Source organism: Flavobacterium algicola (assembly GCF_022399565.1).
Classification (GTDB): domain Bacteria; phylum Bacteroidota; class Bacteroidia; order Flavobacteriales; family Flavobacteriaceae; genus Flavobacterium; species Flavobacterium algicola.
This window is the reverse complement of record NZ_JAJTUT010000002.1, coordinates 510,179-537,023: the sequence shown is the minus strand read 5'-3', so window position 1 is coordinate 537,023 and position 26,845 is coordinate 510,179. Positions and strand designations below refer to the sequence as shown.

Genomic DNA, 26,845 nt, shown 5'->3' with positions numbered 1-26,845 from the left:
AAAATGAGAATCACTATTTTTTACTTTTCTCTTTTTCTTTCTCTCGTTTTTCTTGCTCCTTGATAGCCTCTTTTTCTGCTTTTTCTTTCTCTCTTTCTTTTTTATTGAAATACCCCTTTAAAAGAAAATTATGTTTAGCGGCTTCCATATTTTGTTCGAGACCTTTTGAACCTTTACGCAGGTTCTCTACTGTTTTCTTCATATCGGCGGCAATCTTTTCATCATTAAGCAATTTTCCTAAAACTCCTTCGCTGTCATTTACACTAGTTAACAATGTAGCAAGCTCGTCTGTAATTACTTCGGCATTATTTGCAGACACTTCGATAGAGGATAGAATACTAGTAAACTCAACTGGCTCGACAGAATTGATTTTATCGCCATTCTTGACCTCTGGCGACTTTGTACTCCCTTGCGATATCATTAATATTTTATCTCCAATAACACCTTCAGATGTTATCGACGCTTTACTATCTTTCTTGATAAATTTCTTAATATCATCATCCATGACAAAAGCAACGTTTACAGTTGAATCATTGATAATTGCAACACTTTCTACTGTCCCTACCGCGATTCCTAAAAATCGAACTTGACCCCCTACTTGTAAGCCGCTGACATTTCGAAAATTAGAATTAATTGTAAATTTCGATGTAAATAAATTTTGATTGTTTCCTATGAAAAATATAATTACCAAAAGAATTAGAATTCCTATCGAAACGAAAATTCCTAATTTTACTTTATATTTAGAGTTAGTTGTTTGCATAATTTTTTATTTAAAAAATGATTTAATATATGGATCTTGTTCGCTGGTAAATTCTTCTAAACTGCCTTCTTTATAAACTTTTCCGTCCTTTATCATTACGATTCGATCGGCTACTGTTTTAACACAATTTATGTCGTGAGTAATAATTATTGAAGCATTTTTAAATTTGTCTCTTGTGTCGTTGATTAAATGACTTATTTCGTCGGAAGTTATAGGATCAAGTCCAGTAGTAGGTTCGTCATACAAAATAATATCTGGTTTTACCACCAGAGTTCTTGCTAACCCAATTCGTTTCTTCATTCCACCCGATAATTCTGAAGGCATCTTATCAATAGAATCTGGTAATCCCACATTCTCTAATGCTTCCTCAATCATTTCGTTTACTTGATCTGTAGTAAATTTTTCTTTTAATCTCAAAAGAGCAAAAGTTAGATTCTCTCTCACAGTCATCGAATCATAAAGTGCGGCACCTTGAAAAAGAAAGCCAATTTTTTTTCGAACTTTAATTAATTCTTCTTCCGATATATCTGTTATTTCATGACTACCCACTTTTATACTACCAGTATCATGTTGTAATAAGCCAACAATACATTTTATGAGAACTGATTTGCCTGACCCAGACTTACCAAGTACTACTAGATTTTCTTCTTTATTGAGGTGTAAAGTGATACCGTCTAATATCGTATTATCGCCAAAGCTTTTTGTTAGCCCTTCAATACTAATTACAATTTTATTGTTACTTTCTTCCATTATAATAAATCGGTTATTTGTACAGCAATTAAGTCTACAATGATTAATAATAATGAAGAAGTTACCACCGCTGAGTTAGCAGCAATTCCAACACTCTCTGTTCCTCTTCCGGCATTATAACCTTTATAACATCCGACTAAACCAATTACAGCTCCAAAGAAGAATGATTTAATTACTGCTGGAAAAATATCTATAAACTCTAGATTTTTAAAAGCCTCGGCAATAAATAATTTGAGACTTAAAGTGTCTTTGATATTCACGCCCAGCCAACTTCCAAAAATACCAATTGCATCAGCATAAAGCGTTAGTAATGGTATCATCACTGCAGCAGCAACAAATCTTGGAATAATAAGAAAATTGATTGGATTGGTATTAGACACTTCCATAGCATCTATTTGTTCTGTAACGCGCATAGAACTTAACTCTGCTCCCATGCTAGAACCTATTTTTCCTGCACATATTAAAGCAGTTATTACAGGTCCCATTTCTCTTATGATGGAAATGGCGACCATACCTGGCAAGATAGATACAGCTCCAAAATTGACCAAAGAGGGTCTCGATTGTATGGTCAAAACAAGCCCTACGATGATACCTGTTATGGAAATTAATCCTACAGAGTTATTACCAATTTGATAGCATTGCTTTAAAAACTCTTGAAACTCAAACTTATTTGTAAATAGGTTTCGAAAAACAATTGATAGGTATTCTATCACATTTGCAATTTTGATAAAGAACATCTTCATTTTCTCTTTGACAAGAGAAGTTAACGATGCCTCTTCCTTGACTGCAACTTCAGGATTAGGTATTTGTTTTGGCATAATTTGGTAATTTTAGTACCTACAAAAATATACCAAACTGTAACCAGAATTTTTATACTATTCCTTTATAAACTTATAGAATACCAATCTTTTATGAATCCAATTAATAATCTAAAAAGGGTATCCAATTGCTAAATTGAAAATTAAATTATCACCACGCCACGAACTGTCTGAAAAGTCAATTTTGTCAATAACCCATTGATTTCCATCAGATGCATATGGTTTTCTTAATGGGAAAGCTAAATCTGTTCGAAGTACCAAAAAGCTAAAATCAAATCGAAGTCCCACTCCTGTTCCTACTGCTAGCTGATTTAGAAATTGACTGGAGAATTCTCCACCTGGCTTCTCGTCACTTTTTCTTTGCAGCCAGATATTACCTGCATCAACAAATACAGCTCCTTTTATAAAACTGTAAATTTGTGTACGCAACTCAGTGCTAAACTCTAATTTTAGATCTCCAGATTGGTCTGGTAAAAATGAATTTGTTACGGATGTTCCATCAAATGTACCTGGTCCTAATGATCGAGCTCTAAAAGCTCTAATACTACTAGTACCTCCGATAAAAAATTGCTTGATGTAAGGTAAATTATTTGAATTACCATATGGAATTCCCGCACCAACAATAATTCTACTGGCTAACTTAGTTTCAGTATTAAAATTGTAGTAGTGACGAAATTCTAATTCCGCTTTCGAATATTGACTGAATGGTACTCCAAAAATACTTTGAGGATCACTACTATCATTTGCGCCTAAAAGTAAACCAAGTGCATTTCCTGAGAAATCCAAACTACCCTTGAAGTAAATATTATTTTTTTTATTCTTTAGCATCGTATTGGTATACGTATAAGAATAATTAGTTCCGAAGATTAATTGTTTATCAATAATATTCTGCAAAGATGGACTCGCTGCTATTTGCGATAAATACAAATCAGACACATCATTTGATGATGTATAAGCTATATTCAACACATTAAGATTGTGTTCCTTGCGTTCATTTTCCTTCCACACATAACCAAATGAACTATTAAAGGTTCTTAAAGTATATAATTTTGATCTTAGTTGGTATTCATATCCTATGGTCGCTTTTGTATTAGGAACATATCCACCACCTGAATTCATTTGTATTGGTGAAATAAATCGTGGCCAAACCAAGTTTGCTTCACCTCCAAAACGATACACATTAAAACCATTATTTTGACCCGATACTTGTACCTCTACCCCTGCAAAGGCAGAAACTGTAAGCAATTCTGCCCCTTTAAAAGTATTACGATTACTCCAATTGATATTAAGCTCTGTACCCGAATAGTTTGCTGTATTTGTTTTACCTAATGCTTCTAGTTGAATGGATTTCTTTGGTAAAGGTGTTAAATAATAGTAAGAATCGAGCTGATCTTTAAAAGTATCATTTACTTTAAATTCATTATTTACAAATTTAAACGTACCCAATGTAATCAATCGGTTCAATGAAAGGTTGTGAGTTGTTCTATTATATAAATCACCTTTTTTAAACAGTAATGTTTTGTCAAAAATTAGTGGTTTGAAAACTGTTTTATTATCAATAATTTTAATATCGTTATGAACAATTGTGTCTTGCTTATTATTTGAGATCGTATCTCTTTTTAAGTTAAAACTAGGATATACAAATACATCGTTAATTTTATACTGAATTTTAGCTTTAGCAGGGGTTTCAGGTTTAATTTTTATCAATAGATCTACCTGGTTTTTGGCCACTGTACTATCAACTTGTACAAGAAGATAGTCTTCACTAAAATAATAAAATCCACGCTCTTTCAATTTTGCATCGATACGAGAACGTTCTGCCTTGATAACATCCAAGTCATAATTATTTCCAATCTTCAATACACTTTTCTCTTTAAGCAAATTTATTTCATCACTTAGAAGAATTGAATCTTTTGGAAATGTAATTGATTTTATTTTGTATTGATTGTGTAGATTTATAGTATAAGTTGCTGTTGCCTTTTTACCTTTGCTCACTGAATCAGCTACCGTTTCAGCATTGAAGTAACCTTTGTTCTCTACAAAATTCTGAATTACATCTTTGTTATAATCAAGCTTTACCGAGCTCATTAATACGGGTGCTTTACCCAATTTGTATTTAAGCCAATATTTAAAACCTTTGTCTTTCTTAACTTCCCCAGCTAGATTATAGAAAAATATTTGCGGACGAAGACCCAAGAAAGAGGAGTTAGGAATAGGGCGTATTAGCCCATCCACATCGGACTTTATACTTTTACGTTTACTTTTTGAGACAGTTCCTTTTTCAACTGTAATATCATGACCAACATATAGAAAATCACCTTCTGGAATTTTTCCTGTTCCACAACCTGTGAATACAGTCACTAAAGAAGCTAGTATTACACGATTAATTATTTTCATCATCCTCAGGTTTCTTATTATTGTTTTTTCTTTTATCCTTACTCTTAGATTGAAATAATTCTTTAAACTTGTTGTAGTTCATTGTTATGATAAACGCAACTCCAGTTTCAACCACTTGACCTTGCAGTGCAACTTGGTAATTATTTTTTCTATAAGCTCTTAATTTATAACGACCATCTGTTGTTAGTAAATAATCTGCCGTAACATCACCAGCAATATTGGTCGCTTGCTCATTTGTGTTTTGCTCTCCTTCGACACCAAAACTGCTTCCTAATGTAACTTTTAATCGGTCATTAAAAAGTTGCTTTGAAAGCCCAACATTAAGATCTGTTCTCTCTTTACGCTCACCAGATGAATAATCTTCTGAAGCTTCCAAATCAAAGTCCAATTCAAATCCTTTGATCAAATCTCCCGCTACATTGTTAAGTTGCTGCGATAGAATTTTACTAACACTTTGTTTCGCTAAGTAAGCACCGCTTGTTCCACCAGCTTCACTCTCAAAAGGATTGTCACCAATAAAGCGATTCAATAAGAGTAAAGCAAAAACTTGTTTGTTTAATGCATCCTCATCACGTTTAAGATCCGTTAGTTTTGCTTGTGTTGTATTTATAATTTCTGTAGAAACATCATTGTTACCATCTGGTAAAACAATATCAAATGAAATTTGAGGTGCAAGCAACTCCCCTTTCATTATTAGATTTGTTTCAAACGGAATTTTTTGCTTGTACGTATTTCTTGTTTCTGTAGTTATACCTGTTAGTTGATCATCTACTAAATCGAGAGGCGAAGCGTCAACTTTATATACAGCTGTAATATTAATATTAGCTGCTGTAGGCTCTCCAGTCCATTGGATATAACTTTCTGGCTGAATCTCAAATTTTCTTTTTATAAGATTGAAATTCATTTCGTAAGCACCACCAGAGAACTCGTATTTCCCCGTTAGAGTAGTTTTCCCAGAAGGATCTATTCCACCGTTTAGCTGCGCTTCTCCTTGCAGTTTTAAGTAGTCACCGTTTGCTTCATCAATTACAATTGATATTTCTGCTTTCTTATCTACAACAATATTTACAGAAGCATCAATTCCTTTCAGCTCAGTTTGTACAATATCTTTCATTGGATCTACATATTCAACAAGAACAGTTTGATCTTGATCAATAAATTCAACGATACCTTCTCTATCTGCTATAGATGGATCACTTTGTGGTAAAACAATAGTGAATTTTGTATCCTCATTGATTTTGATAGTACCATCAATAATTGGGCTGTTCATAGTCCCTTTAATTCCCAAATTATTATCTAAGAACAGTTCGCCATAAAACAATTTATTATCTGTTGCTTTTGAGTTAACAGCTCTAAAATTTTTAGCATCTACTTTTAAATTAAAACCAACGTTTGTCAAGTCTTTACTATCAATAAAACCATCTACTCTAAGCGGATTGTCATTTTCATCTTGCAATTTAAAATTGTCAAACGTTATTTTATTCCCTTTAAAAATAATCTCATCATTGGATAATTTAAATTTTGAATTTAAAGGTACTACAAGAAAACCAACCGAGTTAAACTTTAAGTTTCCGTTAAAATCAAGAGTGGCAGGTTTACCTGTAATAGCTAGTTTACCATTGATAAAGCCCTCACTATCTTTTAGGTTTTCCATCGTAAAAGCCTGCAACGATTTCATTTGTAGTTTTTGCACATCAAGAACAAAATCCAAATTTTCACTTGCTACATTGTAGTCACCGTCTACATTCAATTGATTATCTAAACCTGTTAGCGCAACACTAGCAGTATAGATATCTTTATTCTTATTTGCTACCTTTAATTCCAAATCACCTATTGAATCTTGCTTTAACGTCAAATTTTTGATGTTTAAGTCAGATACAAATACTGGTTTGGTCGTCAAATTTTTTACTGTAGTTTCACCATTAATCTTTCCTCCTAATTCAAATTCAGACTTAGCAATACTTGTTAACGTTTTTATTTCGAAATTTTGAAACGTAGCAACAAATGGAGCAGTTATGTCATCCGTCTCAGATTGAATTCCGAAAGATTGTTCTCCATTCTCTATTTTAAAATTTGAAAACAGAATTCCTTTTGGAGCGATCTTTATATAATTATTGGCGTCTACAACCCATTTATCATAATTAAGTAACAATTTTTCGGGATCGAAAGAGACAATTGATGCCCCTAAACTGTCTTTAAATTTTCCTGCTACAATATACTTATCTACGTCTTCTGTATCTTTAATATTTAGATTATAATCAATTTCATTATTTTGTAAAGATCCTACAATCGCAGTTTTAGGAATTTCAAATTGAGCACTCTTGATCAATCCAAAAGATAAGTTATAATTTAACGAGTCGCCTTTTGTGTTAATATCCAATACACCATTCGAAATTTCATTTGATGCATAATTAATTCTAGGCAATAGTGCATTTATGGCAATGCTATCGTTTAGTGAATTATAGCCACCATTTAAAGTGATCTCTGATAATTCTAAAACCTGAGGCACAAGCTTTTTAAGAATTGGATTGTCTTTTATCTTAAACTCAAAATCTAATTGCTGACTCTCTTTGCTGGTAACATATTTTTTATCAAATTGATAATACTTAGAAATGGAATTTTGCAGCTCGTTTGCAATGGTTGATAATTTGTAATTTCCGCTTATCACACCATCAACAAATTGAGATCTCAAAACGATTGAATCTCTTTGAACGTTTGATACAGCTGTAATAGTAATAGAATCGAGCGGAAACTGCTCTTTCTCTAAAGCAACCAAAAAATTATTGATACTTATCACTCCATTAAGATTATCGACATTCAAATCATCAAAATTTGCGGTGATATTACCTTTCAATTTCAACGGTCCAGCGTGAAGATTTAATTTATCTAAATCTATAATTTCTGCGTTCAATTTTAAATCTACCGTTGGTTTTTCGGGAACTGAAGACCCTTTTGCATCCAATTTAAAAGTCAAATTAGGATCATTGGCCGATGCATTGATGTCAAATAAACCGCTGTTGATCGAACCACTCAAATTAATACCTTTATAGGTATATTGATTATAAGTTGCTCTCACAACTTTTGATGTAAATGTTGCAGTAGCTTTTGCAGGATTCAGACTAACACCTTTTATTTTAGCATTTGCTGTTATTTTGCCAATCTCTTTATTTTTGATAAACTTACCTAGATCAAAATTTTCGACACTAGCTTCTGCTATGTACTTTTCACTATTTTTTCTACTTTGATCAAAAGTTGCTGCCAATACTGCATTACCAAGAGAACTCTTGACATCTAGGTTTGTTTTGAAAGTATTCATACTTCCATTAAAATTTCCTTTTACATTAAATGTATTTGGTAACTGTAAGTTTGTTGGTATTGTATTTTTTGGAACAAAGGAGTATATGTCTTTTGCTGTAGATTGAAGGTTAAGTGACGTCATATTGAAGATACTCGTCTCAACTTCTGGCAAACCCGCAATAGCACCCTTTATGCTTACCACCGTATTACCTAAACCACTTGCATTAAAAGTTTCGATTGAAAGTTTGTCCAACCTACCTTTTAAAACGGCATCAAACTTAAGTACAGCCGAAGGGTGGTTTTTAAAAACATCATTTGATGATAGTGTAGGTACAAGAAGTAAAACGTCCTTAAATGCCAGTTTGCTATCTGTCAAATTTGCATTTATCGTCAATTCTTCTAGATGATCGTTCAAAGAGGCAATAGACGGATAAGTAACGACAACTGATTGTTGTAGAGTTGTCTGTGGTGTTTTTAAATATAAATTGTTTAGAGAAGCACCTTTGTCTCCATAAACGAAATCAGTTTTTAAAGTTTCAATTTCAAATCCACTTTGCTCTTTAAATTGTAAAGATGCTATTTTACCTTTATAGCTGTTATCCTTTATGATAAAACCCTCACCCTTAAAATTGAAACCACTTAAAGTCATGTGGTTGTAATTAATTCCTTTGGGAGCCCTAGCTTCATTATTATTATCGAATGCAAAATTTAAGTCCGCAATAGAAATAGCATCAATAGTAAAATTCCATGGTAAACTTTCTGATTTTTCAGTATCTTCTTTTACAACAGCTTCTTTTTGTGCAGTTTTAGTCAAGGTTAATTGCCCCTTCGTCTTATTCAGTTCGATGGAATTAAGTGCAATAAGCTGTTTCTCTAAATCGATAGACTCAACCTTAGCACCTAAATGTGCTAACTGAAATTGCGTATCTATATTTGCAACGCTACTTTTGTATTTAATTAAAATATCATCCAGTTGAATGTTATCTAATTTCAACTTCAGTACATTAGTATCTGCTTTCTTCTCAATATCTTTGGCAACATTTTTTGTCGCCTCAACTACATCTTGGTTTAAGTCTAATTTAAATCCTTTCAGATTAATGTCTGGGATGTCAAATGATAAATTGTTTAGATCGAAGCTTTTTATCTTAGTGTCAAAATGTGTAATGTATAGCGCTACATCATTTTTTGAAACGGCATCTTGATAGGTAAATTTGACTTTATTTAAATCAATTTTTTTCAGCGCTATTTCCATCGGACTCTCCTCTTCTTTCTTAGGTTCGTCTGCTGTTGCAAATGCATCAATTATGTAATCAAAGTTATAAACAGAATCCTTACTTACTTTAATATTTGCTACAATTTCGTCTAATTCAATAGAATTAATTTGTACTTTGTTATTCATCAGCTGAAATAAGTCAATATCAACTTTTATCGATTTCCCAGCAAGTAGTGTGTCTTTGGATTGCTCTTCGAAGTAGAAATCATTTAGAACTATTTTTTTAGGTAAGCCAATTTCTATTGATCCTATGGCAACTTTAGTTTTTATCTTTCCTTCCAAATAAGTAACAGCGTAATCCTTTACTTTATTTTGAACAAATGACAATTGTAATGCTAACACAATTAATAGAAAAAGTGCTAAGAGTCCTAATACAATCTTTAAAATAATTTTAAAAGCTTTTTTCAAAGTTCAAATGGGTTAAAGTTTAATTTAAGCGAAGATCATTAAATAGAACCGGTAATCCATTGATTACTTTTAATTTATCAGTTCCTAATTGCATCGTAACGCTCCTTTACTAATCAATTTTAGTGATTTTGGCGAAGATAAGTATATAAGCAATAGATGTTTTTATAAAATTTATAAAATTTCTTTTAAAATTTCAATATTTAAATATTAAAAGCTTGTTTGAATTGAGGTGTAAATTGTAAAAACAGAAACTGAACAAATATCTTTTATTGTACATCTTTCATTAATAAAAACAAAAACACCTTAGTTTAACTGGCTTGAACCGTGTAAACTAAGGTGTTGTATTGTGAAAGAGGAAATAGACTATCCGATACTCGGGATCGCTACCATTTCGTCTGTGTCTGCTTTGTAATCTACGCCATCAACATCAAAACCAAAAAGATTATAAAAATCTCTGCGGTAACCTTCAAGATCTCCTATTTCTTCAAGGTTTTCGGTAACAGCTTCTTGCCATAAAGCGGCAACTTTAGCTTGAACGTCTTCTCTCATTTCCCAGTCGTCAATGCGGATACGTCCTTGCTCGTCTGTTGGTACTTCGTTTCCGGAATACAAACGATCTGCGTATAAACGTTGGATTTGTTCAATACAACCTTCGTGAATCCCTTCAGCTTTCATGATTTTATACAATAAAGAGATGTACAGTGGAATTACTGGAATCGCTGAACTTGCTTGTGTTACCAAAGCTTTGTTTACCGATACATATGCTTTTCCGTTTAAATCAGCCAAGCTTTTAGTGATTTCAAAAGCAGTAGCTTCTAAATGATCTTTAGCACGACCAATAGTTCCTTTTCTATAAACTGCCTCAGTTAATGATGGCCCGATGTAAGAATACGCTACTGTTGTAGCGCCCGGAGCTAATAGATTAGCCGCTTTTAGAGCGTCCATCCACATTCCCCAATCTTCACCACCCATTACAGCAACAGTGTTTTCTATATCGTCTCCACTACAAGGCTCGATAGAAACATCAGATACTTTACCTGAGTGAAAATCTACTGTTTTATTTGTAAAAGTTTGACCAATAGGCTTTAAAACCGAACGATGCATAACACCTGTATTAGGATTTGTACGCACTGGCGATGCCAAGCTATAAATAACTAAATCAACTTGACCTAAGTCGGCTTTGATCAAGTCTAAAGTTTGTTCTTTTATTTCGTTTGAGAAAGCATCTCCATTGATACTTTTTGCATATAACCCTGCTGCAGTAGCTTCTCTTTCAAAAGCGGCAGAGTTGTACCATCCTGGCGAAGCAGTTTTTCCTGCTGCTGGTCCTTTTTCAAAAAATACGCCAATAGTCGCAGCATTTGATCCAAAAGCAGAGGTGATTCTAGAAGCTAATCCAAATCCAGTTGAAGCTCCAATAACCAAAACCTTTTTTGCACCGTCAATAGTACCTTTTGATTTTACATATTCAATTTGATTTTTCACATTTTGCTCACATCCCTTTGGTTGAGATGTCAAACAAATAAATCCCCTCATTCTAGGTTCTATAATCATGTTTCTTTATTTACTCGTTATTTATATAGCGCTAAAAAGCAGTTTAAATTTCATTTATTTCGAGAACAAATATAATTGAATATATTAGTTCAGCAAGGCTTTGGCATGATTTAAGGCAGAATCAGAAACTACTGTACCAGATAGCATTTGTGCAATTTCTACAATTCGCTCTTCTGTATTAAGCAGTACCAATTCTGATTGTGTATCTTCCCCAACTGTCGATTTGAATACTTTGAAATGTGCATTTCCTTTGGCTGCAATTTGCGGAAGATGCGTTATAGCAAATATTTGCATTTGCTGACTCATTTCTTTCATGATTTCACCCATTCTAATAGCAATTTCTCCTGAAACACCTGTATCAATTTCATCAAAAATTAAAGTTGGTAATTTTGAATATCGAGCCAAAATGGCTTTGACAGCAAGCATAATACGAGACATTTCTCCTCCTGAAGCTACTTTTTTAAGCAAACTAAAATCGGTCCCCTTATTTGCAGCGAATAAGAATTGTAATTCATCTTTCCCATTTTCAAAATAAGTATTTGTTGGCGTTACTTTAATATCAAAGCGTACATTAGGCATTCCTAAAGTTGCTAGAATAGAAATTAATTGGTCTCCTAAAATCGGAATTGCAATCTGACGATTCTCAAATACTGTCGCTGATAAAACATCTAACTCTTTAGTTTTCTCAGCAATTGAAAGGTTTAAGTCTTCTATATCATTTTCTAAATTTCCCAATTCTAAAACAGAATTTTCTAATTTTGATTGAATTTCCAATAGTTCCTCAACTGTACCAGCTTGATGTTTCTTTTGCAAATTATAAATCAACTGCAACTTTTGATTGATCATTTCCAACTGTGCAGGATCACTCAACAATGATTCCGAACAGTCGTTTAATTCTTTTTCAACATCATCCATCTCAATCAAAACGCTTACTACTCTTTCGTGCAAACTTTGATATTCTGGTGAAAAACTTGCAATTTTATGTAAAGCAGTTTTAATATCATTTAAGTTGGCCAAAACACCAATGGACTCGGCACTAGTCGTAGCCAACGATTTATCAATCGCTTCCTTTATAACTTCAACATTATTTAACTTTTCATAGTCAGCTTCCAAAGTTTCTTGTTCGCCAGACTTTAGCTTCGCTTCTACCAATTCTGTTAACAGGAACTGATTGTATTCCTGCTCCTTATACGATTCAGCTTGTTTCTTTATCAAAGCATTCAATTTGGATTTCTCAGCCTTGTATTTCTTTAAAACCAATTGATAACTTAAGAGAATATCTGCATTTTGAGCAATAGCATCAATGATCTTGAATTGTACATTTTCATCTGACAATTCTTGAGTTTGTTGTTGCGAATGGATATCGATCAGATACAAACTCAATTCTTGCAATTCCTGCAAATTCACAGGGCTATCATTGATAAAAGCACGCGACTTACCCGAAGGTAAAATTTCGCGTCGTATAATAGTATCGTCTTCGTAATCCAAATCATTGGCTTCGAAAAATGGTTTTAAACTGTACTTGGATATTTCAAAGTGGGCTTCGATGATGCATTTCCCTTCTTTGTTTTTCAACGAAGACAGATCAGCTCTCTTGCCTAAAACTAAACCTAAAGCGCCTAGAATAATTGATTTACCTGCTCCTGTTTCTCCTGTGATTATCGAAAATCCTTTGGAAAAATCAATTGACAATTTTTCAATTAATGCGTAATTTTTTATAGATAGTGTAGTAATCATTTAATCTACTTATTTAATCTTAAGATGTATAGAAAAAAACTTAGTACTTTATAGCTGACCATTTGCTGGTATTTAGAGGAGAAGTTCTGTTAAGACTTTCTACCAAATCTGTAACGGTAATACTTGGTCCTGCAGAAAATATAGAAACTATTTCATCAGACTTAGCATCAAAAAATATGCGCGTTAAAAAAGCATTAGGTTTTGAGCTGTAGAGTTTATTTAAATCAATTAATGAAGCTTTTATTTTTTCTTTCGAACCTTTTAAATCAGTTGTCATTAAATCCAATCCAGTGTGATAATCGGTTACTGTAGATCGTATCACAGAAAATGTTGGTGATAACAAATCATTTATTAGAAAATAGCGATTTTGAAATCCATCTGCTTGACTCCATCCTTTGTACCCACCCTGTTGTGCTATATTAGAAATATTTTGAGCAATAACTAAATTAGCATTTCCAGAATTAGCTTCAAATGAGTCCGCATCCAATCCTAAGATAACATAAGCGTAGAAGGAGACCACAGAAACCAAATTAGATTCAAAACCATTAGGATTAAAAATTAGATTTTGAAATTGAGTATATCGAAAACTAAAATCTTTATCGTTGAAATTTAAAATTGGTGATGAATATGAAGAGTTATAAATAGGTCTAGAAGATTGAACTTGGATTGTTGCCACAAAATCATCAGAGTTATTTGCCGAGATCGTAATATACATCGAACAATTGATTTTCTCATTTTGCTTTAAAGCCTTCCCTGTCCAGTCTGTCTTATTTACAAAGTCAGTCAATGATGTCTCTAATGTTTTATATACAGTTTGATTTGTATTGGCCAATTTCTCTGTATTTATTGTAACTGTGCAATTAAGTTGCTGTCCTTGCAGAGAGATAAAAAATACAAGTGTTAAAAAAAGTATCACTTTATTCATGAAAATACGCTTTAATTTTATTTAAAATATCATCAGCAACTGCATCCTTTGATTTTAACTCCATCGGTTCGATATTAAATTCTCTATCGATAAAAGTCACTTTGTTGGTTGCGGTTTTAAATCCAGCTCCTTCATCTTGTAAAGAATTCAGAACTATCAAATCTAAGTTTTTTTTCTGAATTTTCCCCTTTGCATTTTCAATTTCATTTTCCGTTTCTAGTGCAAATCCAATTAAAAATTGTTTTTCTTTAATTTGACCCAGCGATAATAAAATATCTTTTGTCTTTTCTAATTCAATTGTAAATTGATCAGAAGCTTTTTTAATTTTCTGTGTCGCAACATTTATAGGTCTATAATCTGCTACGGCTGCTGCTGCGATAGCTACATCTACTTGTGCAAAATAAGTATGACATGCATCATACATTTCTTGGGCAGATACTACAGAAATTAATTTTATTAAAGAATGATTTGATTTACAATTTGTCGGGCCACTTATAAGAATAACTTCTGCACCTAATTTGGCGGCACTGTGAGCAATATCAAAACCCATTTTACCCGAAGAATGATTTCCAATAAAACGAACGGGGTCAATCGCCTCATAGGTAGGACCAGCTGTTATTAAAATTTTCTTTCCCTTGAGAGGTAATTTACTTTCGAAATCGGCGATGATAAAAGCAACAATATTTTCTGGTTCAGCCATACGACCTTCTCCAGAAAGTCCACTCGCTAATTCACCAGATTCGGCAGAAATAATGGTATTACCAAAACTTTTTAAAGCACTAAAACTTGCAAGCGTAGAAGGGTGCTTGTACATGTCTAAGTCCATTGCTGGGGCGACATACACAGGACATTTAGCCGATAGATAGGAAGCGATGAGTAAATTATCGCAATTCCCATTTGTCATTTTTGACAAGGTATTTGCGGTAGCTGGAGCAATGATCATCAAATCGGCCCATAGTCCTAATTCAACATGATTGTTCCACTCTGCATCTTGCTCCTCTTCGTTATAAAAACTAGAGTAAACAGGATTTTTGGAAAGAGTTGATAACGTTAATGGGGTTACAAAATCCTTAGAAGCAGGTGTCATTATCACTTGGACATGTGCACCTGCTTTTATAAAGAGTCGTACTAATGAAGCTGTTTTATAGGCAGCAATCCCACCAGAAATACCTAGTAAAATTTTCTTACCGTTTAAAACTGACATTTTCTACGTATTAATTAATTTGAATCTCTGTGGTAGATTTTACCATCTAACCATTCTTGTACAGCTAAAGCGTGTGGTTTAGGCAATTTTTCATAGAATTTTGAAACTTCGATTTGCTCTTTGTTCTCAAAAACTTCTTCAAGACTGTCATTATATGTTGCAAACTCTTCTAGTTTCTCAGTCAATTCTTTTTTGATTTCAGAATTGATTTGGTTTGCTCTCTTAGCCATAATGGTGATCGCTTCATACACATTCCCTGTAGGTTCTTCAATAACTGTTTTGTTGTAAGTTATTGTATTTACGGGAGCATTCGTCTTTTTTAAATCCATGACTTTATTTTATTTTGTAAATTTTTCTAAATCTTTTTCAACTCGAGCCAACATTTCATCAGCTTTTTCTTTGTACTTCGTATCTTCCTTAAACTTAACTAAATTAGAATAAGCTTTTTTAGCTACTTTTAATCGTTCTTCCATTTTATCTGGAACACTGTTGATACCTAATTTATAAGCAGAATCTAATCTGTAGTAAAGAGCATCTTCTTTATATGGTGTTCCTGGATAATCATTTACAAAATTATCCAATGCAACTAGAGCTGATTTGTAGTCAGATATTGTGTTGTAACCTTTTGCATTTTCATAAACTTTCTTTTCAATCTTCTCAGCTAAATCTTTCACAATAACATTGGCTTCTGCCAAGTAAGATGAATTTGGATAACTATCGATAAAGTTTTGCATTTTCTCGATTGCTTTAAAAGTATCTGTTTGATCCAAACTAAATGTTGGTGACAATTTTGAGTAACTTTTAGCTCCTAAAAAAGCAGCTTCTTCTATTTTTTCACTTTTTGGATAACTAGAAGTAAAACTTTCAAATTGATATCCTGCTAAATAAAACTGATTGGTTTTAAAATATGATTGTGAAAACATGTAAAACAATTTCTCAGCTTGAGGCTTTCCTCGATAAGTAGTTGCTACTTGCTCGAACAAACGAATTGCTTTTGAATACTTACCTGCTTCGTACAATTGCGTTCCTAATTCATATTTTACAGCAATATCTTCATTTTTCAATGCTTTTTGATATTCATTACATGAACTAAAGAAAACTACAAGAACTAATAATGATATTACTTTTTTCATTTATTTATTTTTTCGATTCAATTGTTAATTATAAAAACAAAAAATAGCACCGAAGTTTCGGTGCAAATTTAGGTATTAATTTAGCCACTACAAAATATTTCTTTTAAACAAGAAAAAGTAGTGTTATTTATCAAATTCTGATACAAAAGAATCAATTCTATTTGCCAAGGATTCGTCTACAGAAACCAACGGCAAACGCACATAATTTTCAGCAATACCTTGAACTTTAAACACTTGCTTGATACCAGCCGGATTACCTTGTTCAAAAATCATATCAATACAATCTGCTAGACGATAGTGTAGTTCATAAGCTTCATCAACCTTACGATTCAACCCTAAACGCACCATTTCAGAAAATGCAGTTGGAAAACATTGCCCGATTACTGTAATAATACCTACTCCACCCGCTAAAATCATAGGTAAAGCCAACATATCGTCACCAGATATTACAAGAAAATCTTTCGGTTTATTTTTTATAATTTCCATGGCTTGTACCAAGTCACCTGCAGCTTCTTTTACTGCAACAATGTTCTTGCAATCATTGGCCAAACGTATTACTGTTACTGGTAACATGTTACTAGCTGTCCTTCCTGGTACATTATAAATGATAATAGGCAGCGGAGATGCCTCTGCTACTGCTTTGTAATGTTGGTAAATTCCTTCTTGAGTTGGTTTATTATAAAATGGAGATACAGAAAGAATAGCCGCAAATGCACTTAAATCTCTAGTTTTTAACTCCTCAACCACTTTCATAGTATCATTTCCTCCAATACCTAAAACAAGAGGAAGTCTTCCGTCATTTGTAGCAACGATCGTATCGATCACTAATTCTTTCTCTGCTGGACTTAACGTTGCCGTTTCTGCAGTAGTTCCTAAAACTACTAAATACTCAACACCACCATCGACAGAAAAATTGACAATTTGAGACAATGCCTCAGTGTCAATAGACAAATCTGCTTTGAATGGTGTTATAAGTGCGGCTCCAGTTCCTATTAATGCTTGCATGTTTAGGTTATATTTTATTTAATAATTTTATGTATCGAAACAATTCTTGTACAAAAACTTGATAATTATCGGCATTTACATTAATAATCAAATCATTTAATTTTTTATCAACAGTTGCAAACCCAGCTTTGAATTTTGCCTTTGACTTACTGTTAATCAATAGTAACAATGCTTTTTCGACATCGTAATAATTAATTAGTAAATCAAATTCTGTCTCTATAAATTCTTTTACAGATTTATCTGTTACTTCAGCGTTCCAATTTACTGAAGCGGGTGTACAAATAGTATAATTCCCTTTATCAATGCTCTTAATTCTATTTTTGTAAACTAAAATTTGAATATTCTCTTGAGAAATACCAAAAGAGATAATCTCATCAATCAATTTGCCTTTTTCAGAAAAATAATTTTCATCAACCAACAATCCTACCGTCTTTATGATGTCTGAACTGGCAAGGCTTCTCTCTGTAGTCAAGCTACTTTTTACTTTTCTTTTAATGAAAAAATCCTTGACGTAATTCAGCAGCATATTCTCTTATCTAGAGGACAAAATTAATTAATTCCATCACATTTCGGACAGCAAATCTATAAAAGTATAACATAGAATTAAAACTTTTTGTTATATTCTTAACAGTTAAACTTTTATCCCTTCACTTTTACACATAAAAAAAGCGCCTCAAGGAGACGCTTAAAATTATTATGTGTGTGTGCTTAGTTATAAACACTTTCCTTTTTAAAATGAACTGCTAGTAGGTAGTAAACTACAGCTCTATGTTTATTTGCATTTGAACGACCATATTTTTCAATAACAGCTTCAATTCCCGCATCCAACTCTGGACCATCTGATAATCCTAATTTTTTTATCAAAAAATTATTTTTAACAGTATCCAGTTCTGATTTTTGACTACCAGCGACAGTAGATGCGTCCTTGTTATATATAGAAGGACCACATCCGATAGTTACTTTCGTTAACAAATCCATGTCTGGAGTCACTCCACACTTATCTTTTAAATCTGCTGCATACTTTACAATAAGCTCGGCTCTTGCACTCATATTATTTAGTTTTATTTAGGTTATAATCCAAATATAGCGAAATAGATCGATATATGCAACAATTTACCTACTAAAATAAACAAAACAAGACTTTATCAATACTTGATTTTACCTGTATTACGCAACGATCTATTAAATTAATTCTTTAAAAAACTGTAATAAAATTTTATCGTTATCCAGCGTTGGTGTAAAAATTTCAAGTATTGCTGGTTTATCATTTTCTCTAAAAAATCTTGGTAAAGTTAACTCCAGATCATCACTATCAAAGGAGCTATAATACTCTAAATCATACATTCTCGATAAATGTTCTGCAGTTAATTGATGTGATGTTTCAAAGAATGTATTAAACACGGGTGATTCTTGATGTCCAGGCAAAATTCTAAATATTCCTCCCCCACCATTATTGATGATAACTATTTTAAAATTAGGCATCATGTAATTATTCCATAGCGCATTACTATCATACAAGAAACTTATGTCGCCAGTAATTAAAGTGGTTTGTTTACCATTTACTAAGGCAGCGCCTATTGCTGTAGAGGTACTCCCATCAATTCCGCTAGTACCTCGATTACAAAAAACCTCAATTGATGGATCAATAGCAATTAACTGTGCATATCGTATCGCAGAGCTATTACTTATTTGTAGCTGAGAATTATGCGGTAGATTGGTCATTACCTTGTCGAAGGCAACAAAGTCAGAAAACGTAATTTTCTTCAGATAATCGTCTGTTCTTTGTGCTCGAACCAGTACAACTTTAGCTATTTTAGAAAAATATGTACTCTCTACTTTCTTTATTAACGGAATAAAATTATTGAAAAAAGTGTTTGGATCCTGTATGAAGTGGTGTGTCAAACTACCAAAAGTGTCATAAGCTCTAAAACTATCAATATGCCAGTGATGTTGTGGTTTGTACTTCCTTAAAAATGCTTTAACTCGCTTTGATACAATCATTCCGCCGAAAGTAATCAATATTTCAGGCTGAAAATCAACAAAATCATTTACTGTAAAAGGTGTAATGATAGTATCTATATTCGAAATAAAATTTGGATGATGCAAATTAGATGTCGTTTCTGTCATTACAATAACGGAAGGATCTTTGGCTAAAAATTCAATTATCTTTTCATCAATTTGATTAGGACCATTTACTCCTACGAGTACCAATTTCTTGGATGAATTATTCCATATTTTAGCTTTTTCATCGAGCACCGCCTCCTCTATTTCGAAAGGTTCATTTTCGAAAGAAGTAACTTTAACAGCAACAGATAAATCTTCAACAGTTTCATATAACGGCTCTTCAAACGGAGCATTGATATGTACTGGTCCTTTTTGAAATAATGCCGTATCTATTGCCGCATTTATTTTTAAATCATTTTCCAAAGAAGATTGCTCGGTGAGATTAGCATTGTATAGAGAGTGGTTTTTATATACATTTTCTTGTCGAATGGTTTGTCCGTCACCAATATCTATTTTGGATTGTGGTCTATCCGCAGAAATTACAACAAAAGGAATCTGACTATAAAAAGCCTCGGAAAAAGCAGGATAATAATTCAGTAAAGCTGAACCTGACGTGCATACTACAGCTACCGCTTTACCTGTTTGTTGTGCTATACCCAATGCAAAGAATGCAGCGCATCGTTCATCTGCAATACTGAAACATTTAAAATTTGGATTATTAACAAAACCAATCGTTAATGGAGCATTTCTAGAGCCAGGCGAAATAATTATTTGTGTAACTCCTTTGGCCAAACACAACTCGATTATGCTTTGTGCTAAAGGTATTTTAGGATATATCATTATATTCATTTGAAGAAGACAAAGATACAAAGTTGTCACATCTTACATTCTATTTGTAGTCAATTTTATAATGAATATAACAATTGTTTCAATTTGAAAGTTGCTAAAATAAAAAAACATACAACCTGAAAGAATATTATATTTGCAGTCTTAAACTATAAAATGGATTACACCCTATTATCTTCTCCTCTACAAGGTTTTACTGACTTTAGATTTAGAAACGCTCAACATAAATTTTTTGGTGGTATTGACACTTACTACGCACCTTATATTCGTTTGAATGGCAAACTAGTCATCAAACCTTCATACCACCGCGATTTATTACCAGAAAACAATACAGCGATTGAAGTGATACCGCAAATTATCACAAACGATGCAGATGAATTTTTATTCGTTGCTAAATATGTTCAAGAATTAGGTTATAAAGAGTTAAACTGGAATTTGGGCTGCCCCTACCCAATGGTAACTAAATCTGGAATGGGTTCTGGATTAATTAGTAATACCGAAAAAATTAATCATATACTTGATCGCGCCCATTCTGAAACTGATATCACTGTTTCTATGAAGATGCGTCTGGGTTATGAATCTCCACAAGAAATTATTGACGTAATGCCTATTCTAGATAAGTACCCACTCAAAAATATCGCTATACATGCGCGTTTAGGTAAACAGTTGTATAAAGGTGGTGTACATCTAGATGCCTTTCAAAATTGCATTGATACAACTAGACATAAATTATACTACAATGGAGACATTACTACGGTAGCCAAATTTAAGGAAATGCAAGAGCGATTCCCTACTATTGATCATTGGATGATTGGTAGAGCCTTAATTGCAGATCCTTTTTTACCATCAATGATAAAGAACAATAGTCCGGAACATCCTGATAACAAGCTAGAAGTTCTTAAAAATTTTCATGATACTTTGTATGAAATCTATAGTGAGTCGCTCTCTGGACAAACTCATATTTTACTTAAGATGTACCATCTTTGGGAATATTTCTCTACAACATTCTCAAATCCTCATAAAGTTTTAAAACAAATTAAAAAAGCGCAGAGCTTTAGAAATTACGATGCTGCCGTTATCGAAATCTTTAAAAAAGGATAATGTTCTAAAAATTATCACTCAGAATTTTGTAAACCAGTTCCTTACTTGGCTGCTGATTTTTTAATTTTTCTCTGACTAAATCAAAGAGTACCTTAAAATCGCAGCCTGATTTGTAATTACTACAACCATAAGCCGTTTTCCCCTTCATAACGATGCCCTTTTGACATTTTGGGCAAGGTAAATCATCTGAAGCTACTTTACTTTGAACAGCCTCAGCAACAGCAGCTGTTTTCTTAGTTTCTAATATTAGTTTAAAACTTTCATCAAAACGTAATAATCCTTCTGCATTTCCGGTCGCTGTTTTAAAATCTTTTAAATTTACCGTAGATCCTTTTTTAAGCAATCTTAGATATTGATTTTCTGATATTTTTTTTTCTGCAAAAATAAATGGTAAAACAAAATCACAACCTTGACTGTAATTACCACAGCCATAAGCAGATTTACCTTTTATTAGCGTATTCTCTTTACATTTGGGACATGTTTCTTCTGTAATACCTGCAACCTTCTTTTTATCAACAGTTGCTTTTTTAATTTGAATACTGCTCTCATGAGAAATCCTCGAACGTACTGTTTCACTACGCACTTCGTAAACTAGTGCATCTACCATCTGCTTCATATTTTTTATAAATGAAGCAGCAGAATAAGTGCCTTTCTCAATGTCTTTTAATTGTTTTTCCCAAGAACCAGTTAGTTCTGCCGATTTAATCAAATCATTTTGAATCGTATCAATTAATTGTATGCCAGTAGGTGTTGGTAATACTTGTTTTTTATTTCGAACAATATACTGTCTTTTAAATAGAGTCTCAATGATATTTGCACGAGTAGATGGACGCCCAATTCCGTTCTCCTTCATGAGTTCACGCAAATCATCATCGTCAACCTGTTTCCCTGCCGTCTCCATAGCACGCAATAATGTTGCCTCTGTAAATTGATTAGGTGGCTTGGTTTCCTTTTCTAAAAACGACGGTTGGTGTGGTCCTTTTTCACCAATTACAAAATCTGGAAGCAGATCGGCTTCCTTATCTTTTGACGACGTACCCGGTTTTGTAGCATTTTCAAAGACAACGCGAAAACCCTTTTTAAGAATTACTTTCCCTGTAGTTTTAAAAACAACATCTGCCGCCTTTCCTAAAACAGTGGTATTGGCTACCAAACAGTCATCATAAAAAACAGCTATAAATCGTCGTGTAATTATATCATAAACTTGCTGTTGATTGAACTGCAAGTTAGATTGCACCCCGGTTGGTATGATAGCATGGTGATCGGTAACCTTTTTATCGTTAAATACCTTTGCTGATTTTTTGATCTTTTTTCCCAAAAGTGGTTCAGTAAGGCTACTGTAATTGGTCAGGTTTTTTAAAATTCCTGATACTTTAGGGTAAATATCATTTGGTAAAAATGTGGTATCTACTCTAGGATATGTAATTACTTTTTGTTCGTATAAAGTTTGAGCAATTTTCAACGTCTCCTCTGCAGAAAATCCAAATTTGGTATTGCAATATACTTGCAGTCCTGTCAGGTCAAATAGTTTTGGAGCAAATTCATTACCATTTTTCTTTTCGATAGAAATAATTTCGAACTCACTTTCTTTGACTCTGTTTGCTAGTAATTCACCGTCTTCTTTTTTTAGAAAGCGACCGTCTTCGTAGCTAAATAATGTTTCTCTATACAATGTCTGCAACTCCCAATAGGGCTGCGGCTTAAAGTTTTCAATTTCTTTAAAGCGATCAACAACCATCGCCAAAGTAGGCGTTTGAACACGACCTATAGACAATACTTGCTTGTAACCACCGTGTTTTACAGTGTACAGTCGAGTAGCGTTCATACCTAATAACCAGTCTCCTATGGCTCTAGAAAAACCTGCATAATATAAATTATCATAATTAGCAGAAGGTTTTAAATTTTCAAATCCTTCCTTTATGGCTTCGGTTGTTAAAGATGAAATCCAGAGACGTTGTACCTCACCTTTATATTTGGCTTCGTTCATCACCCAACGCTGAATCAATTCTCCCTCTTGTCCAGCATCACCACAATTAATGACCAAATCAGCTTTGTCAAATAAATTTTTAATAATCTTAAATTGTTTTTGAATTCCAGAGTTTTCTACAACTTTAATTTCGAACTTATCAGGAAGCATTGGTAGATTATTCAAATCCCAGCTCTTCCAATAAGGTTTATAATCATTAGGTTCTTTTAAAGTACAAAGATGACCAAAAGTGTATGTCACAGCATAACCATTACCTTCATAATAGCCATCATGCTTGGTATTGGCTCCTAATACAGATGCTATTTCTCTTGCTACACTGGGTTTCTCGGCAATACAAACCTTCATTAATTCTTCTTGTTTTGAGGCTGCAAATTAAGAATTTAGAATTTGGTAATGAAGCAGATTAGTATGTTTTACCAATTCTTTTATTACCGTCATAAATTGTGATTAAGATTTCTAATTATAACTATTTCATCTAAAAAGTATTACATCAAATTATAGTGGCAGGTATATTATAAAAGGAAATAAAAATGGTAAATAAATAAGCTAAGGTACTGTTTGGCTTAAATTTTCTAAATTTATCGAATAGTAAAAAAATTCATAAATTTTAACCGAATTTGTTGGGATTTCACATCCTAGTTAGTGAATGATAAAAAAAAATATTAGTTTTACAAAACTTGATTTTTGATTGATTTTTTTGAATTTCATTTTTTTATTCAAGAATTAATAGAGTTTTAATATATTTATGCAAAATTTGAAAAGATGAGTTATTACAAAATAGACAATTTAGAACAATATTTCAAGCACTATAATAAATCAGTGCGCGAACCTAGAAAATTTTGGGGAAAAATCGCCGAAGAAAACTTTACTTGGTACCAGCAATGGGATAAAGTAGTAGAGTTTAATATGGCAGAGGCTGAAATTGAGTGGTTTGCAGGTGCTAAGGTCAATATTGTAAAAAATTGTATCGACAGACATTTGAATAAAAGAGGGGAGAAAACAGCAATCATTTTTGAACCTAATGATATAAATGAAGAGGCTTTACATATAAGCTATAATGAATTGCACCAACGTGTTTGTAAAATGGCAAATGTGTTGCGCGATCAAGGAATTCAAAAAGGAGATAGAGTTTGTATTTACTTACCTATGATTCCAGAATTAGCTGTTTCTGTACTTGCATGTGCTCGTATAGGAGCTATTCATTCTGTTGTATTTGCAGGTTTTTCAGCTTCTGCAGTAGCGAGTAGAATCAATGATAGTGAATGCAAAATGGTTATAACTTCTGATGGTGGTTTCCGTGGAAGTAAAACGATAGAGTTGAAACCAATTATTGATGAAGCACTAGAGAAATGCCCATCTGTAAGTAAAGTTTTGGTTGTAAAAAGAACCAACACTGCTATTAATATGAAAGAAAATAGAGATATCTATTTACAACCATTATTAGACGAAGCGTCAGATAATAGTGTGGCAGAAATCATGGATGCAGAAGATCCATTATTTATATTGTACACTTCTGGTTCTACAGGTAAACCAAAGGGTATGGTACATACCACTGCAGGTTATATGGTGTATTCTGCTTATACATTTAAAAACGTTTTTAACTACGAAGAAAATGATATTTTCTGGTGTACTGCCGATATTGGTTGGATTACAGGACACTCTTATATTTTATACGGCCCATTATTAAATGGTGCAACAACAGTTATTTTTGAAGGAGTTCCCTCCTATCCTGACTTTAGTCGTTTTTGGGAAGTTATTGAAAAGCACAGAATCACACAATTTTATACTGCTCCAACGGCAATCCGAGCGCTGGCTAAGGAAAGTTTGGATTTTGTGTTGAAATATCCATTCAAATCATTAAAAGTGATTGGATCAGTTGGAGAGCCTCTTAACGAAGAAGCTTGGCACTGGTACAATGATCATGTGGGTGCAAAAAGATGCCCAGTTGTAGATACATGGTGGCAAACAGAAACGGGTGGAATTATGATTGCGCCTTTGGCTTTTGTAACACCAACCAAACCCACCTACGCAACTTTACCATTACCAGGAGTACAAGCAGTAATAATGGATGAGAGACGTAACGAAATCGAAGGAAATCAACAAGAAGGTAGTTTGTGTATCAAATTCCCATGGCCTGGAATTGCACGCACTATTTGGGGAGATCACGATCGTTATAAAGAAACGTATTTTTCTCAGTTTCCAGGAAAATACTTTACAGGTGACGCTGCTCTTCGTGATGAAGTTGGTTATTACAGAATCACGGGTCGTGTTGATGATGTTGTAATTGTATCAGGTCACAACTTAGGTACCGCTCCTATTGAAGATGCTATTAACGAACATCCCGCTGTAGCAGAAAGTGCCATCGTAGGTTTCCCTCATGATGTAAAAGGAAAAGCTCTTTATGGCTTTGTGATTCTAAAAGAAACAGGAGAATTAAGAAACAAAGAGAATTTATTTACCGAAATCAACAATCACATTTCTGGACATATCGGACCAATTGCGAAACTGGATAAAATTCAGTACGTTTCTGGATTACCAAAAACAAGATCAGGTAAAATTATGCGTCGCATATTGAGAAAAATTGCAGAAGGCGATTTCTCTAACTTTGGAGACACAACAACTTTGCTAAATCCTGAAATCGTTAATGAAATTAAAGAAGGAAGAATAGAATAATCTCTATTTCGATATAAAGCCAAAGGCTCAAGATGTATTTCTTGGGCCTTTTTCTTTGCTATAATATGGTAGATTATCGCTTGACAAATTTTACCACAAAAATCAGCCACTTTTAATTCAGAGCATTGTCGCAAATTAAAATTATCACAAGTGTGTTACATTGCTTAAAATTTACTTAAGATAGATAACTGAAGCCGCAATTAATTTGGTTTTACTTAAGTTTGTGAAGTAATGTTCAATTTATTCATGTAGCAATAGGTAATAATGAAAATATTAATTGTAGAAGACGAACTGGGTATCACACAATTTTTACAGCAAGGACTTGAAGAGGAAGGTTATAAAATAACTACAGCTTCTGATGGTTTATTGGGGCTAGAAGCAGCTCAAAAAGAAAATTTTGATCTCTTACTACTAGACTGGATGTTACCAAAAATGACAGGGTTAGAAATTTGTAAAATTTTTCGAAATACAAATAAAACCACACCTATTATTTTTCTCACTGCCAAAGATACAACTCAGGAGACTATTCAAGGGTTGCAAGCAGGCGCAAATGATTACATCAAAAAACCTTTTGATTTTGGAGAATTATTAGAACGTATCAATGTTCATTTTCGAAATAAAAAGAGCAAACCAAAATTATATTTAGGTGACATAGTAATTAATATCGACGAATATACTGTTACCAATCTAGGACAAGAAGTTTCATTAACACAAAGAGAATTTGAATTATTGAAATATTTGGTGCTTAACAAAGGAAAAGTATGTACGCGCAAAAATATTATTGAGGAAGTTTGGGACATTCATTTTAATTATGATACCGGTGTTATTGATGTGTTTATAAATGCCATTAGAAAGAAATTAAAATTAAAAGTGGAACAGGATTATATTAAGACCATTCGAGGTGTTGGTTATATTGTATCTGATTTAATTTGAAAGAACTTTAACTATGAATTTCAACTACCAAATGACACCA

At 33.1% G+C, this 26,845-nt stretch carries 19 protein-coding genes; 3 read left to right on the top strand and 16 right to left on the bottom strand.

Going from position 1 to position 26,845, the window contains the following annotated elements:
- Window positions 1-13 precede the first annotated feature (13 nt).
- The 15 genes from LXH21_RS09045 to menD all read right to left on the bottom strand — a co-directional run bounded on the left by LXH21_RS09045 (window position 14) and on the right by menD (window position 20,105).
- Window positions 14-760 (bottom strand): MlaD family protein, encoded by a 747-nt coding sequence (locus LXH21_RS09045; RefSeq protein ID WP_239864952.1) that lies wholly within the window; start codon window positions 758-760, stop codon window positions 14-16.
- 6 nt (window positions 761-766) lie between these two features.
- Complete coding sequence (locus LXH21_RS09040) at window positions 767-1,510, bottom strand: ABC transporter ATP-binding protein (protein ID WP_239864950.1); 744 nt, start codon at window positions 1,508-1,510, stop codon at window positions 767-769.
- The gene (locus tag LXH21_RS09035; protein WP_239864948.1) at window positions 1,510-2,328 is read right to left on the bottom strand and encodes an MlaE family ABC transporter permease; all 819 of its coding nucleotides are present in this window, start codon (window positions 2,326-2,328) and stop codon (window positions 1,510-1,512) included. Before LXH21_RS09035 ends, LXH21_RS09040 begins: the two co-directional genes overlap by 1 nt.
- A 111-nt stretch (window positions 2,329-2,439) precedes the next feature.
- Window positions 2,440-4,728, bottom strand: coding sequence for a translocation and assembly module lipoprotein TamL (gene tamL, locus LXH21_RS09030; RefSeq protein ID WP_239864946.1), 2,289 nt, complete (start codon window positions 4,726-4,728; stop codon window positions 2,440-2,442).
- Window positions 4,712-9,703 carry a translocation/assembly module TamB domain-containing protein gene (locus LXH21_RS09025; protein ID WP_239864944.1) on the bottom strand — a complete coding sequence of 1,664 codons (4,992 nt, stop codon included), beginning with the start codon at window positions 9,701-9,703 and terminating at the stop codon, window positions 4,712-4,714. Before LXH21_RS09025 ends, tamL begins: the two co-directional genes overlap by 17 nt.
- A gap of 363 nt (window positions 9,704-10,066) precedes the next feature.
- Complete coding sequence (gene fabV / locus LXH21_RS09020; RefSeq protein WP_239864942.1) at window positions 10,067-11,257, bottom strand: enoyl-ACP reductase FabV; 1,191 nt, start codon at window positions 11,255-11,257, stop codon at window positions 10,067-10,069.
- An 84-nt stretch (window positions 11,258-11,341) separates the two neighbouring features.
- A complete protein-coding gene (recN, locus tag LXH21_RS09015; protein ID WP_239864940.1) occupies window positions 11,342-12,994 on the bottom strand; it encodes a DNA repair protein RecN in 1,653 nt (550 codons plus the stop codon).
- A 40-nt stretch (window positions 12,995-13,034) separates the two neighbouring features.
- Window positions 13,035-13,919, bottom strand: a complete 885-nt coding sequence (gene porD / locus LXH21_RS09010; RefSeq protein WP_239864938.1) for a type IX secretion system protein PorD — start codon at window positions 13,917-13,919, stop codon at window positions 13,035-13,037.
- On the bottom strand, window positions 13,912-15,123 hold the full coding sequence (gene coaBC, locus LXH21_RS09005; RefSeq protein WP_239864936.1) for a bifunctional phosphopantothenoylcysteine decarboxylase/phosphopantothenate--cysteine ligase CoaBC: 1,212 nt from the start codon (window positions 15,121-15,123) through the stop codon (window positions 13,912-13,914). The genes porD and coaBC overlap by 8 nt, the downstream gene beginning before the upstream one ends.
- A 14-nt stretch (window positions 15,124-15,137) precedes the next feature.
- Complete coding sequence (locus LXH21_RS09000; protein ID WP_239864934.1) at window positions 15,138-15,452, bottom strand: DNA-directed RNA polymerase subunit omega; 315 nt, start codon at window positions 15,450-15,452, stop codon at window positions 15,138-15,140.
- A gap of 9 nt (window positions 15,453-15,461) precedes the next feature.
- Complete coding sequence (locus tag LXH21_RS08995; RefSeq protein WP_239864933.1) at window positions 15,462-16,256, bottom strand: outer membrane protein assembly factor BamD; 795 nt, start codon at window positions 16,254-16,256, stop codon at window positions 15,462-15,464.
- A gap of 123 nt (window positions 16,257-16,379) precedes the next feature.
- Window positions 16,380-17,261 (bottom strand): 4-hydroxy-tetrahydrodipicolinate synthase, encoded by an 882-nt coding sequence (gene dapA, locus LXH21_RS08990; protein WP_239864931.1) that lies wholly within the window; start codon window positions 17,259-17,261, stop codon window positions 16,380-16,382.
- Window positions 17,262-17,268: 7 nt separating this feature from the next.
- Window positions 17,269-17,787 (bottom strand): DUF6913 domain-containing protein, encoded by a 519-nt coding sequence (locus tag LXH21_RS08985; protein WP_394799570.1) that lies wholly within the window; start codon window positions 17,785-17,787, stop codon window positions 17,269-17,271.
- Window positions 17,788-17,969: 182 nt separating this feature from the next.
- Entirely contained in the window at window positions 17,970-18,311 is a 342-nt protein-coding gene (locus tag LXH21_RS08980) for a DUF2853 family protein (protein WP_239864926.1), read from the bottom strand.
- A 132-nt stretch (window positions 18,312-18,443) separates the two neighbouring features.
- Window positions 18,444-20,105, bottom strand: coding sequence for a 2-succinyl-5-enolpyruvyl-6-hydroxy-3-cyclohexene-1-carboxylic-acid synthase (menD, locus tag LXH21_RS08975; protein WP_239864924.1), 1,662 nt, complete (start codon window positions 20,103-20,105; stop codon window positions 18,444-18,446).
- 162 nt (window positions 20,106-20,267) lie between these two features.
- On the opposite strand from menD, the gene LXH21_RS08970 reads away from it, so the two are divergent.
- Window positions 20,268-21,212, top strand: coding sequence for a tRNA dihydrouridine synthase (locus LXH21_RS08970; RefSeq protein ID WP_239864922.1), 945 nt, complete (start codon window positions 20,268-20,270; stop codon window positions 21,210-21,212).
- Window positions 21,213-21,216: 4 nt separating this feature from the next.
- Here the strand turns inward: LXH21_RS08970 and LXH21_RS08965 are convergent, their stop codons facing one another.
- Window positions 21,217-23,544, bottom strand: coding sequence for a type IA DNA topoisomerase (locus LXH21_RS08965; RefSeq protein WP_239864920.1), 2,328 nt, complete (start codon window positions 23,542-23,544; stop codon window positions 21,217-21,219).
- 417 nt (window positions 23,545-23,961) lie between these two features.
- Here LXH21_RS08965 and acs point away from each other — a divergent pair, with 417 nt between their 5' ends.
- Together acs and LXH21_RS08955 are read left to right on the top strand one after the other, a co-directional pair.
- Complete coding sequence (gene acs, locus LXH21_RS08960; RefSeq protein ID WP_239864912.1) at window positions 23,962-25,872, top strand: acetate--CoA ligase; 1,911 nt, start codon at window positions 23,962-23,964, stop codon at window positions 25,870-25,872.
- 264 nt (window positions 25,873-26,136) lie between these two features.
- Window positions 26,137-26,805: a response regulator transcription factor gene (locus tag LXH21_RS08955; protein ID WP_239864904.1), complete on the top strand. Its 669-nt coding sequence runs from the start codon at window positions 26,137-26,139 to the stop codon at window positions 26,803-26,805.
- Window positions 26,806-26,845 lie beyond the last annotated feature (40 nt).

Bases quoted from the DNA above. Each gene is read 5' to 3' on its own strand.
- porD (WP_239864938.1), bottom strand. From the start codon at position 13,919: ATGAATAAAGTGATACTTTTTTTAACACTTGTATTTTTTATCTCTCTG.
- LXH21_RS09000 (WP_239864934.1), bottom strand. From the start codon at position 15,452: ATGGATTTAAAAAAGACGAATGCTCCCGTAAATACAATAACTTACAAC.
- LXH21_RS08995 (WP_239864933.1), bottom strand. From the start codon at position 16,256: ATGAAAAAAGTAATATCATTATTAGTTCTTGTAGTTTTCTTTAGTTCA.
- LXH21_RS08980 (WP_239864926.1), bottom strand. From the start codon at position 18,311: ATGAGTGCAAGAGCCGAGCTTATTGTAAAGTATGCAGCAGATTTAAAA.
- coaBC (WP_239864936.1), bottom strand. From the start codon at position 15,123: ATGTCAGTTTTAAACGGTAAGAAAATTTTACTAGGTATTTCTGGTGGG.
- dapA (WP_239864931.1), bottom strand. From the start codon at position 17,261: ATGCAAGCATTAATAGGAACTGGAGCCGCACTTATAACACCATTCAAA.
- LXH21_RS08985 (WP_394799570.1), bottom strand. From the start codon at position 17,787: ATGCTGCTGAATTACGTCAAGGATTTTTTCATTAAAAGAAAAGTAAAA.
- LXH21_RS08970 (WP_239864922.1), top strand. From the start codon at position 20,268: ATGGATTACACCCTATTATCTTCTCCTCTACAAGGTTTTACTGACTTT.
- LXH21_RS09040 (WP_239864950.1), bottom strand. From the start codon at position 1,510: ATGGAAGAAAGTAACAATAAAATTGTAATTAGTATTGAAGGGCTAACA.
- menD (WP_239864924.1), bottom strand. From the start codon at position 20,105: ATGATATATCCTAAAATACCTTTAGCACAAAGCATAATCGAGTTGTGT.
- recN (WP_239864940.1), bottom strand. From the start codon at position 12,994: ATGATTACTACACTATCTATAAAAAATTACGCATTAATTGAAAAATTG.
- LXH21_RS09045 (WP_239864952.1), bottom strand. From the start codon at position 760: ATGCAAACAACTAACTCTAAATATAAAGTAAAATTAGGAATTTTCGTT.
- LXH21_RS08955 (WP_239864904.1), top strand. From the start codon at position 26,137: ATGAAAATATTAATTGTAGAAGACGAACTGGGTATCACACAATTTTTA.
- fabV (WP_239864942.1), bottom strand. From the start codon at position 11,257: ATGATTATAGAACCTAGAATGAGGGGATTTATTTGTTTGACATCTCAA.
- LXH21_RS09035 (WP_239864948.1), bottom strand. From the start codon at position 2,328: ATGCCAAAACAAATACCTAATCCTGAAGTTGCAGTCAAGGAAGAGGCA.
- acs (WP_239864912.1), top strand. From the start codon at position 23,962: ATGAGTTATTACAAAATAGACAATTTAGAACAATATTTCAAGCACTAT.
- tamL (WP_239864946.1), bottom strand. From the start codon at position 4,728: ATGATGAAAATAATTAATCGTGTAATACTAGCTTCTTTAGTGACTGTA.
- LXH21_RS08965 (WP_239864920.1), bottom strand. From the start codon at position 23,544: ATGAAGGTTTGTATTGCCGAGAAACCCAGTGTAGCAAGAGAAATAGCA.